The sequence below is a fragment of the Hymenobacter sp. AT01-02 genome (assembly GCF_000961955.2).
Classification (GTDB): domain Bacteria; phylum Bacteroidota; class Bacteroidia; order Cytophagales; family Hymenobacteraceae; genus Hymenobacter; species Hymenobacter mucosus.
Map to the genome: position 1 here is coordinate 1 of NZ_JZIR02000111.1, position 10297 is coordinate 10297.

Below are 10297 nucleotides of genomic sequence, written 5' to 3' on the forward strand. Positions count from 1 at the left end.
GCGCGTGCGCGTGCTCCACGGGCAGGGCATAGTCGAGAAACACAAAGGGCCCCACGGCGGCGGCGTGCTCGTTGGCCAGGAGGCGCTGGATGGTAAACGGCCCGATGGCGGCGCGCTGGCCGCGGGTAGTACCGATTAGGCGCTTGCTCATGCGTTGTGCTGCTGAAGCAGGCCGGCGGTAGTACCGACCTGATTGCCAGACAAAATTGGCAGATGAGCCCCCCTGAATCGATGATAAATGCTAATAAAAACCGTTAATAAATATCAACGGCCCAAGCCTCATCCTCCCACCCTGTGGCCGCTCTTAGAAGCGGTTTGCGTGAACGAATGAACAGGATAGAGACGCCTCCTGACGCCTCATCGACCGCGCCAGGTGCCCGAAATTGTTCAACGCCGAGACGGTTCCCGAGCCCCTGTTGCGGCCTTTGCCTAACTTGCCATGCGGTACCCGGTTTCGTTCCTGTTTCCTCTTCCAAGCCTTTTCAATGGTTGTTTTCAGCGGCCGCCGCTACTGGTTTATTTTCACGTCCCATGTACGAACCCCTACTCGCCTACGTCCGCAGCCTTTCTTCTACTCCCCTGACCGAGCAGGAAACGCAGCTGATTAAGGAGGCCTTCACCCCGCGAAAACTGCGGAAAAGGCAATACTTTCTGCAGCCGGGTGAAGTCTGTCAGTACATGGGCTTTGTCGTGAGCGGGGCCATGCGGCAATACACGGTCGATGGCAAAGGCGCGGAGCACGTGTTTCAGCTTTCCATCGAAAATTGGTGGGCCGGCGACCGGGAAAGCTTTACCATGCTCACGCCCTCGCGCTACTACATCGACGCCTGGGAGGACACCACCCTGCTGACCATCCCCAAGACCAACCACTACTTGCTCGATACGCTACCCGCCTTTGGGGAAATGATCAACCAAATCAATCAGCGTCACTCCTTTGCCTTGCAGCACCGCGTCAACGCGGCGCTGAGCCTCTCGGCCGAGCAGCGCTACGCCGAGCTGGTGCATACCTACCCCGAGTTTCTGCAGCGGTTTCCACAGCACGTTATCGCTTCGTACCTGGGCATTACCAAGGAAACGTTGAGCCGGGTACGCAGCCTGCCGACCAAAAAGTAGCGGCTGGGCAAGGGCCATCCCTGGTAGTCCAAACGGCATCTGGTAGACCCAGCAGCGCCTATCCATTGACATTTATCAAGGATTTTCTTCGCCTGTACCCCAGTTTGAGAGCCCGGACCCACCCTTTGTGCTCGATAACCAGGTCAGCCACAATGCGCCCCCCCTCAGCGCTCCCAATCATGTAAGCGGGCCACTAGTGGCCTTGGTTAAAAGTTTGGTACAAAGGTCAAGCGACACACGCCGGTGGCTTCTCCCACTAGGCAGTGGCCAGAAGCGAGTGCGAGCATTGGGCCGCGAAGGGCAAGCGTCGCTGCGCTTCGCTCCCACCGACGGCAGGTGCTACCGCTCGAACTCGTAGCCGGCGAAGTCTTTGCGCAACTGGGTTTTGAGCAGTTTGCCGGTGGCCGGGTGGGGCAGTTGCTCTACAAACTCAATGGCGCTGGGCACCCACCACGGGGCCACCTTGCCTGCGTAGAACTCCAGTAACTCGTCGCGCGAGACGTCCTGGCCGGGCTTGCGCAGGGGCTCTGATGCAACCAGATCGCGCAGGAACTAGAGAGCCTGGGGCTTCGGACTCGCCGCGGCTGTCAGTTTACCCATAAACAGGTCCAGCGCTTAGCCCAACGGCCGATCGGATAAGTAGGCGCTTGGTAAACAAACCGCGGACGCCCGTATTGCCGCGCCAAGCGCGCGTGGTGGGAAAGTCGCAGGAGAGTGAATGGCCTGAGTTGGTATCGTATATTGTCCCTATGACTATTCGTCCCCGCCTCTGCTTGGTCGTCTGGCTGGTGTATACCCCCCGGCGCAGAAAAGAGGTACCGCAGTTAACAGGGGTCCCCGCAGGCCTCATTGACCACTCACAATAAGGCCTGATACGCTGCTCTTATCAGGCCTCATTGGCCCCGAACTTACTGCCGGTAAAGCGTCGGGTTATAAGTCCCTAAATAGAAGGCTCATGAAGGTGTAGTGGCTGTTGCAGAACCCTCCACAAAGCCCCACAAAGTAGTCTATTACACTCGCGAGTGCCTGCAACGACCTTATGCCAAGCCTTTTTAGCGGCTTAGCAGCCGCTCAGCCAGCTTTTCAGGCTCCCGACAGAGTTCTGCAACAGCCACTGTACCTTTCTGGTCCCATGCAGCTACAGCCAGCGAGCGTTTGTACGTACACCGAATGGCCGCCTGTTTATTCTTTTAGCCCAATTTTTGAGCAAGGCTATTTTTACCAGATTATCACTGAAAAACTAGGCTGGTTTCACTCCATGGTTTGCTAATTCCAGAATAGCCCTGATGCGTTGCTGACGGGTGGCGGGCCGTTTCGCCAACACTAGTGCCAGCAACGCCTGGCGCTTAGCAGTTCGGCATAGTGTCATGAAATAAGTTCGGGCCTCCGGGTGCAGCACAAAGGCCTGCTTCAAATCGGCCGGTAGCTGCAGCGCCTCTACCTCGTCGAGGAGCGTCCAAGAGCCATTCTGCTGAGCAGTTTCGATGCTGGTAATACCAGCCGGCATCATTTTTCCCTCGGCAATCAGCCGCTTTACTTTCTCTTTGTTGACTTTTGACCAGCCACTTTTGGGCTTCCGACGGCTGAAAAACTGCTGGTATTTTTCGTCATCCAGCGGCTTGGCCTGGCTGTCTATCCACCCGAAGCACAGGGCCTCATCCACCGCTTCGCTCCAGCTCAGGGTCGGCGTGGTGGAGGTCTTTTTGTAATAGACCAGCCAGACGCTTTGGTCCTGGTCGTGATGTGCCTGCAGCCACTCCCGCCACTGCTGCTGGTTGCTAGGGCACACTACGGGTACTTCCGGCTTATTCATCGCGGGGAAGCGTTTATAATGGTCGAATTGAAATCACATGAAAACCTTGCGCCCTGTAGTGCCCCATGCAGTGCTAGCCCACCGGACACAGGGGCTTATTTCAGAGCGGCCAAAATCAGACAGGTGAGTGTGATGCCGCCCAAATGATAGCTGCTGGTAATGGCGCTGTAGAGGAAGGGCCGGGGGATATTGGGGTTGATGGCAATATTAGTGGTGTTAGCCACCAGATACCCCACGCCCACCAGGGCCGCCAATTGTAGCGCATCGCCGTAGGAGGTCAGGTGCAGCGCGTAGAACAAGATGGTGGTAGCCACAATAATCGCCAGCACGCACACGGCCGGCCCCACAATAAACAGGGACGAATTATTCTGAAGTACCTCATTGGCTTTGCCCAGCGACACTTTATAGGTCTGCGGAAACAGCATCAGGTACCAAAAAGCGCCCAGCATATAATAGGCAACGAAAGCGGCCACTACACTCAGCCAATGGATGTCGGATACGATACTGAACATAAAAAGAGGGGAAAAGAGGAAAATCAGCCGGCGCACTTCCTGCGCTGCGATACAAAATTCCACCAGCGCTATGACAGCCCTTTGTCAGCATAGGCCAGAGGATGCAAAAAGAAGTAGAGAAATTTCTAAACCAGTCACCCAGCGGGTAGAATCTGTTGCATAAAAAAGGGTCTGGCGGCTGCCAGACCCTTTTTGCCAAGATGCGTAGGGCTTATTTCACCACGGTTGCCTCCAGTTCTACCGTCAAGTTGGCGTACAGGCCTTTCACCTCCACCAGGGTGGTAGCCTGCTTGAGGCCATGCTCCGCTATCCAACCTTGGTAAAGGTCTACGCAGGTAGTGAAGAAGTCCTGGACAGACGTGGTGAAGATATTCAGCCGGACGATGCCTGAGCATTCGTAGCCCGACTCGCGGATAAGCTGCTCCAGGTTTTGGAGGATGAGTTGAAACTGGGCCCGCGTATCGCCCGTGCTGGGCTGACCATCCGCGTGGATGGCGACCTGCCCCGAACAGTAAAGAGTACCTTCGGGCTGCTTGATTTCAACGGCTTGCACCGAGTTGGAGTGGAGGCCCCAAGGCCAGGGTCAATAGTTCGCTTTTGCATGACTGCGGCGGATAAGGAGGAAAAAGATGGTTGTCGTTTGACTCCCCAAAAGTCCCGCTGCCTCCTGACAGCCCTATGTCAGCATAGCAGACGGCCCACAAAAAAAGTTTTGCACCTGCTGCGCCAGCTCACGCAGGTGCAGGCTCAGCGCAGGCGGCTCTACTACCGTCACCGCTTTGCCGTAGGGCAGCAGCCAGGCGGCCAGGTAGGGCAACGAGCCCAGGTACAGGGTCATTTCCACGCTCCCATCGGGCAACTGCTGCTCGTGGGCCCAGCCGTACTGGCGCTTGGTATCGTGCAGGCGCTGCGTCAGGTTCATAGGCGTGTCGCTTAGCTGCAAGCGCACCACCACCTTTTCCCGCTGCCACTGGCTGGCCCGTTCGGCCCAGTACTGCTGTAAGGTTTCGGGCCGCGGGGCGAAGAACTCGGTGCCGAGCGTGAGCCGCTGAATGCGGTCAAGGCGGAAATTGCGGAAGGCCTGCCGCAGCCGGCAATACCCCACTACGTGCCAGTACTGGGTGAGGTAGAGCCCGATGGGTTCGATGACTCGAGGCGTGGCCGGCTCGGTGGCCAGCGCCTGGTAGTGGATATGAACCACCTGCTGCGTCGCCACGGCCGCCACCAGCTGCTGGTAGGTACTAGATTCGGCGGGCTGCCCGGTGTGCCGCACGACTTGGATGTGCGGCGTGAGGGAGTTAAGGTAGTCGCGGTCGGTGCGCCGCAGCACGGCCCGTAGCTTGTCCATAGCGGCCCCGCTCAGTTTGGCGGTGGGCGCGTCGGTGAGGTGAGCAGCCAGCTTCTCGGCTGTAAGCAGGGCGGCGGCCTCCTCGCGGGTGAACATGACTGGGGGCAAGCGGTAGCCCTCGGCCAAGGAATAGCCTACCTTCGGCTCGCCAAAGAGCGGAACGCCCGCCAACTCTAGTGTGCGGATGTCGCGGTAAATGGTGCGCACGCTCACCTCGAACTGCGCGGCTAGCGAGGGGCCGCTCACCACCCGCCGGGTTTGCAGCTGCATGAGGATGGCAACAATGCGGTCAAATCGGTTCATATAGGCAGCGGGCAGTCTTCAGTAACATCTTAGGTGGCTGCTACCAGAATAAGTCACTCGGGGAGCAGCGAACGGAAAGTTGAGCTTTCTACGCAAACACTCTGTGTTCGCCAACTCCAATCTTTGTTCTAGCAATTGTAGCCAGAAAAACACATGAAACCGGAGCCCTTGCTCCCCCTTATTTCGCCGGGCATTATCTACTCGCACTATGCGACCCGCCATGTAGAAACTGACCTTTGCGTGCCTATGCACGGCCTGACCTATCTGCTGGCGGGCAGCTTGAGGGTAAAGGAGGCGGAGCAAACTCGCGTATTCGAAGCGGGCAGTCTGCTCTTTACCCGCAAAAACTTTCTAGTCAAATTCACCAGGCACCCGGCCGAAAATGGGCCTTTCCGAGCTATCACAGTCATATTAGATACACCCATGCTGCTCGCGGTCAGCCCGCCGGTTGATAGCGCTGCCGAGCTCCCATCGGCGGGCATCCCCGCCGTGTTGGCCCTAGCCATGACAACGTCGCTCCAGCGCTTCGGCGAATCACTGCTGCCGTATTTCGAGCAGGTGTTGCCCGCGCCACTGGCCCAGCAGAAGCAGCAGGAAGCCTTGGCGTTGCTGCTCCAGGCCCAGCCAGTGCTACAATCGGTGCTGTTCCATTTCGCACCGCCGGGCAAAATTGACTTAGAAACCTTTATGCGGCAGCATTTCCGCTTCAACGTGGACCTGCAGCAACTGGCTTCCCTCACCGGGCGGAGTCTGGCGAGCTTTAAGGGGGATTTCCACCGCATCTTTCGCACCTCGCCCGCCCGTTGGCTCTACCAGCAGCGACTGGCCGAAGCCCATTACCTGCTCCAAGAGGAGCACAGGCGTCCCTCTGATGTGTACCACGAAGTTGGTTTTGAAAGCTTGGCCCACTTCTCCTATGCCTTCAAGCAGCTGTTTAGCCGCCCGCCGTCCAGCGTATACGTGGCGCCCCTGGCCCCCTGAGCCGCAACACATGGACGGTCGAATCGACGCCCCGGCTCGCTGGGCTCGGCCAGTCGTAATGGCTTGGCCCATCGTGCGGTGCCCTGCCTGCTAGTACCTCAAGGCACCTTTTTTCAGTACCTCAACCAGTACGCGGCCCTAACCCCGGCTGGCCTACGTATGGCACAAGTTTACCTTTACCTCAACTCGCTGCTGTTTTTCAGTATTGCCGTGCGGTCCACCTGGGCCCCGCGAAGCACTGCCACGGGCTTGGGCTTCCTCATACTCTCCGACCAGGGACGCGCGGATATCTAGCCGTTTATGGCGGCCTTCAATTGGGGCTGGTGGTCCTCTTCTTCTTGCTGGCGAGTAATCCGGCCTATTTCCGGCTGGGGCTGCTCATCTCGGCGGGTTTTTATGCCCCCATCCTGCTATACAGGATAAGTGCCAGCCTGCTGAATAGGCCAGTACCCAGCTCGGTCCTGGGCACCATTGTGCTGGAAGCAGTACTGCTAGTAGCGGCCCTATGGCTCTACCATCCCTTCCTCGGGCGGGAGTAGGAGCAACACTAGCCGGGCATTCCGCCCTGGTGCAGCCAGTAGCTGCACCAGCAGCTCGGGGGCTTATAGACTACTGCAAGCGGTATCCCAGCGCCCCGGCGCCGGGTGCCACGAAGCAGGGATTAAACGCCTAATCTACTTCTCGCTTGCAGGCAGTTGGTTGGCCAACTGGCATCCAGCGTGCCCGACGAAGCCCCGCGAGCCCGAGCAGTTCCATCAGTTTCTCTCCGATACCATTACCTTTTTTCTTTACTATGCCCACCATCTTCATTACCGGCGCTTCGTCGGGTCTAGGGAAAGCTACGGCCAAACTGTTTGCCGCAAGAGGCTGGAACGTCATTGCCACCATGCGTTACCCCGAACACGAAACTGAACTACCGCAGTTGCCGGGCATCCACCTGCTGCCGCTGGACGTGACCGACCCGGCCCAGGTGGCGCAGACCGTGCAGCGCGCCATTGACCTGCACCCCGTCGACGTGGTGTTCAACAACGCGGGCTACGGCCTTATCGGGGCACTCGAAGCTACGTCCGACGAGCAACTTACGCAGCTTCTCAACACCAACTTGTTGGGGGTCATTCGGGTTACCAAGGCCTTCCTACCCCATCTGCGGGCCAACAGGTCTGGCCGCATTCTCAGCACCACGTCCATGGGAGGCTTTATGACCTTTCCTCTGTGCTCGATTTATCACGCCGCCAAGTGGGCCGTGGAAGGCTGGAGCGAAAGCATGTCGTTCGAACTGGCGCTGCATAATATCAGCATCAAAACAATTTCGCCCGGTGGCACCGCCACCGATTTTACCGGCCGCTCACTCCAGCTGGCGGAGCACGCCGCCTACGCCGGCCTATTGCAGCAGTTGATGGCTGCGCAGGAAGGCGTGCAATTCGCCCCCCGCCGCGACTATTGCTGAAGTGGTGTACCAGGCGGCGACCGATCCGCAAGACCTGCTACGCTACCCCCGCCGGGCCCGACGCCGTGGCCGCCTACGACCAGCGGCTGGCCGCTGGCCCCGAAGCCTTTCGCCAAGGCGTGGCCACGCAGTTCGGGTTGCCTAAAGTAACGAGTCAGCCGGTTGGTTAGCCTCTTATTCGCGGCGCTCCTTTCCATCACCCATGCAGAAACTAGCTGGAAAAGTGGCCGTCATCACCGCCTGCACTTCGTGCCTGCCCGGGCCACCGCCATTTGTGAGCAGTTAGAAGGAGTGCCGCGCGCTGAAAACACTATGGCCAAGCTAAAGCCAGAAGTAGCCCTAACCAGCAGCCTCGGTTGTTTTTCCTAATTGTAGCTGTTGCAGAACTCCGGCTCCCTAACTGAGGTGCCGGGCATTGTGCAGCATTTTCGATTCATCCCTTTGCACATCCCTCGCCAGTAAGCCGCTGTTGGCTCATGGTGGGGCTGGGTCAACGCTAGGGCTGCGGCCTGCGGTAGAAGATGGTTGAGCAGCATGGCCTTATACGCGCTGGCGGGGCCGCGGATGTTCACGCGGCGCAGGCCGTAGTGGTGGCTCAAGCTGCCTAAGACGGGCTCGACGGTGCTTTGGCGCCGCCGGCGCATGCGCTGCCCCTACCTACTCTGCTGCTGGGGTTACCCCTATGTAGCCGGAGCCCATTTGCTGGCCGCTCCTGACGAGCGGCATGGCCGACCCACCCCGCTGGGTAGTGGGCTACAGGGTATACCCATGTACGTGCATGATTTTGTGCAAAGCTGAAGGTAAAACCGCGCTGGGTGAACAGTGCGGCACCAGCTACGAGCGGCGGCTAGTCTAGACAATAGACGAGTAAATACTGCTCAGCTAAGCACTTACGGGTAAGTGTTCCCAACCGCCACAAGTCTAAGTGGCGCTATAAGCGTTACACGCAAGCTCCACAAGAGCAACGTAATCTTGTCAACACCCAGGGGAAGTATCGCGTATTGCTTAGCTAGGATATTTTACTTATTCCTGGCCACCTGTTTCCGCTATGCTTTCCACATGCTTGACAATCAAAATACTATATACACCGAAGAATATCTTTCTTTTATAAATAAGAAAGAATTTCCCTGCGTAGCAGCCAAAACTGCGCTGACCTTTCAGCAACTGCATTGCCTCGTCGTTGACCACTTGGCCTGTCCCAAAGATGATGCGGCAATTTTAAACTTCCTGTATGGCTTTGTGGACACCTACCGGCAGTCCGATAAACTGTATCACAGCGCAGCCATCATCTTCAAAGGACCGCAAGCGCCTAATGAGGCTCTGTTCGAAGAGTTGTTCTGGCAGCGCCTGCAGGCGATCTCCAACCTGGATGCCCAGCGGTATGGCTATGACCGGCGAGTGGTGGCTGACCCCGCTTCGCCCGACTTCAGCTTTAGTCTGAAGGAGGAAGCTTTTTTCGTTATCGGCCTTCACGCTGGCAGTCCGCGACTAGCCCGGCAGTTTGCTTACCCTACTCTGGTGTTCAATCCCCATGCCCAGTTTGAGCAAATCCGGACCAATGGCCGCTATGATAGTATCCGCAACACGATTCGAACCCGCGATGTGGTGTACTCAGGTTCCATTAACCCGATGCTACAGGATTACGGCCATGCATCAGAAGCCTACCAGTATAGCGGTAAAGCTTACAACGAATTCTGGAAATGTCCTTTTTTAAGTGAACATGGAGCAGCTAACCATCATTCCGCCGCGTAGCGGCACCGCCTTTGTCTTGCGCAAAGGCCAACAACTGAAAGTAGTGGATGTGGAGGGCGAGCAAGTCTCCGATTTCGTTTGCTATAACTTAGCCGATAAGGCGGAGTATCTGTCTTCGGGACGAACCATCGATTACGCCGAGACGATCTTTCTAACGAAAGGACATCCGTTCTATTCCAACCGCAGCAACATTCTCTTCGAGCTCGTGGAGGACACGGTCGGCCGCCACGATTTTCTGCTCACGCCCTGCAGTGCCGATACGTTCCGCATCATATACGGCCATACCCATCCGCACCGGGGGTGCTTCGGGAATTTGTGCGAGGCCTTGCATGAATACGGCATCAGCCCGATGCCATCCCCATCTGCTTCAATATTTTCATGCATGTGACAGTGGATGGGGAAACGGGAAAAGTAGCCGTACTGCCACCAAAAAGCAAAGCAGGTGACTACGTCGTACTGGAAGCGAAAACCGACTTGCTGATCGGCATGACGGCGTGTTCGGCAGAGATGTCCAACAATTACGCCTTCAAGCCGATTGGTTATCAAATTTTGGGCTAGCACCTCTGCTACTTAGTGCTGTGTGGCAGCAACTTTGCGTGAAACGGTCACCCCCACTGGTTTGCTGGTTGGTTGTAAGCAGTGAAGAAGAAAGACCTGCTGACCAGGTTTTCCAGTTGGCTCATCAGCATTAGTTTGAAAAAGATGACCAGATTGAGCGAGGGTTGTCCGGCATGGCTGTAAGGCTTAGGTTCTTTATAGAGAAAGAGCCAGCCGACGAGCGCGGCCAACCGGTGGCATACGCCGTGGTTACCGCCTGCTACCCGCCCCACCAACTCGGCAGCCTCAGTGGGAGTACTACCCTCTACCCCCACATAAAGCGGCTGCGCATAAGGCCGGGGCTCGGCAGGGCGGCCATGGGGCTGCTAACTGGGCTACTGGTCCTGGCGGGGGTAATGCGGGAGCCTCAACCGCACCTACCCCGCTTGCTGCACGGCCAGATCGACCATATGGCCCCTATTTCAACAGCT

The 10297-nt window shown here is 57.4% G+C and carries 12 protein-coding genes and 1 pseudogene; 7 read left to right on the forward strand and 6 right to left on the reverse strand.

Going from position 1 to position 10297, the window contains the following annotated elements; all coding sequences use genetic code 11:
- The first annotated feature begins 531 nt into the window (after positions 1-531).
- Positions 532-1113, forward strand: a complete 582-nt coding sequence (locus VI25_RS20295) for a Crp/Fnr family transcriptional regulator (protein WP_045690586.1) — start codon at positions 532-534, stop codon at positions 1111-1113.
- Between the two features lie 339 nt (positions 1114-1452).
- Here VI25_RS20295 and VI25_RS27275 read toward each other — a convergent pair whose 3' ends face one another.
- The 5 genes from VI25_RS27275 to VI25_RS20315 all read right to left on the reverse strand — a co-directional run bounded on the left by VI25_RS27275 (position 1453) and on the right by VI25_RS20315 (position 5089).
- Positions 1453-1662 carry an AMP-binding enzyme gene (locus VI25_RS27275; RefSeq protein ID WP_316934388.1) on the reverse strand — a complete coding sequence of 70 codons (210 nt, stop codon included), beginning with the start codon at positions 1660-1662 and terminating at the stop codon, positions 1453-1455.
- A 691-nt stretch (positions 1663-2353) separates the two neighbouring features.
- Entirely contained in the window at positions 2354-2926 is a 573-nt protein-coding gene (locus tag VI25_RS20300; RefSeq protein ID WP_045690754.1) for a YdeI/OmpD-associated family protein, read from the reverse strand.
- A 95-nt stretch (positions 2927-3021) separates the two neighbouring features.
- Positions 3022-3438, reverse strand: coding sequence for a DUF1761 domain-containing protein (locus tag VI25_RS20305; protein ID WP_045690753.1), 417 nt, complete (start codon positions 3436-3438; stop codon positions 3022-3024).
- 211 nt (positions 3439-3649) lie between these two features.
- Positions 3650-3991: a RidA family protein gene (locus VI25_RS20310; protein WP_055562781.1), complete on the reverse strand. Its 342-nt coding sequence runs from the start codon at positions 3989-3991 to the stop codon at positions 3650-3652.
- A 123-nt stretch (positions 3992-4114) separates the two neighbouring features.
- Entirely contained in the window at positions 4115-5089 is a 975-nt protein-coding gene (locus tag VI25_RS20315) for a helix-turn-helix transcriptional regulator (protein WP_045690555.1), read from the reverse strand.
- Positions 5090-5242: 153 nt separating this feature from the next.
- Between VI25_RS20315 and VI25_RS20320 the strand changes: the two genes are divergently transcribed.
- From VI25_RS20320 to VI25_RS20350, 6 genes and pseudogenes are all read left to right on the forward strand, one after another.
- Positions 5243-6070 (forward strand): helix-turn-helix transcriptional regulator, encoded by an 828-nt coding sequence (locus VI25_RS20320; protein WP_045690556.1) that lies wholly within the window; start codon positions 5243-5245, stop codon positions 6068-6070.
- Positions 6071-6393: 323 nt separating this feature from the next.
- A complete protein-coding gene (locus VI25_RS24325; RefSeq protein ID WP_152981728.1) occupies positions 6394-6609 on the forward strand; it encodes a hypothetical protein in 216 nt (71 codons plus the stop codon).
- A 254-nt stretch (positions 6610-6863) separates the two neighbouring features.
- Entirely contained in the window at positions 6864-7517 is a 654-nt protein-coding gene (locus VI25_RS20335; RefSeq protein WP_052695736.1) for an SDR family NAD(P)-dependent oxidoreductase, read from the forward strand.
- Positions 7511-7687 (forward strand): hypothetical protein, encoded by a 177-nt coding sequence (locus tag VI25_RS27280; protein WP_236705163.1) that lies wholly within the window; start codon positions 7511-7513, stop codon positions 7685-7687. Before VI25_RS20335 ends, VI25_RS27280 begins: the two co-directional genes overlap by 7 nt.
- 889 nt (positions 7688-8576) lie before the next feature.
- Positions 8577-9269: a guanitoxin biosynthesis heme-dependent pre-guanitoxin N-hydroxylase GntA gene (gene gntA, locus VI25_RS20345; protein ID WP_045690325.1), complete on the forward strand. Its 693-nt coding sequence runs from the start codon at positions 8577-8579 to the stop codon at positions 9267-9269.
- Positions 9238-9827 (forward strand): annotated as a pseudogene (locus VI25_RS20350) (DUF1989 domain-containing protein). Before gntA ends, VI25_RS20350 begins: the two are co-directional and overlap by 32 nt.
- A gap of 47 nt (positions 9828-9874) precedes the next feature.
- Here the strand turns inward: VI25_RS20350 and VI25_RS20355 are convergent.
- Positions 9875-10057: a hypothetical protein gene (locus VI25_RS20355; protein WP_152981729.1), complete on the reverse strand. Its 183-nt coding sequence runs from the start codon at positions 10055-10057 to the stop codon at positions 9875-9877.
- Between the last annotated feature and the right edge of the window lie 240 nt (positions 10058-10297).

Excerpts from the sequence above, each read along its gene's own strand:
- VI25_RS20335 (WP_052695736.1), top strand. The coding sequence starts at position 6,864 with ATGCCCACCATCTTCATTACCGGCGCTTCGTCGGGTCTAGGGAAAGCT.
- VI25_RS20300 (WP_045690754.1), bottom strand. The coding sequence starts at position 2,926 with ATGAATAAGCCGGAAGTACCCGTAGTGTGCCCTAGCAACCAGCAGCAG.
- VI25_RS20305 (WP_045690753.1), bottom strand. The coding sequence starts at position 3,438 with ATGTTCAGTATCGTATCCGACATCCATTGGCTGAGTGTAGTGGCCGCT.
- VI25_RS20295 (WP_045690586.1), top strand. The coding sequence starts at position 532 with ATGTACGAACCCCTACTCGCCTACGTCCGCAGCCTTTCTTCTACTCCC.
- VI25_RS20320 (WP_045690556.1), top strand. The coding sequence starts at position 5,243 with ATGAAACCGGAGCCCTTGCTCCCCCTTATTTCGCCGGGCATTATCTAC.
- VI25_RS20315 (WP_045690555.1), bottom strand. The coding sequence starts at position 5,089 with ATGAACCGATTTGACCGCATTGTTGCCATCCTCATGCAGCTGCAAACC.
- gntA (WP_045690325.1), top strand. The coding sequence starts at position 8,577 with ATGCTTGACAATCAAAATACTATATACACCGAAGAATATCTTTCTTTT.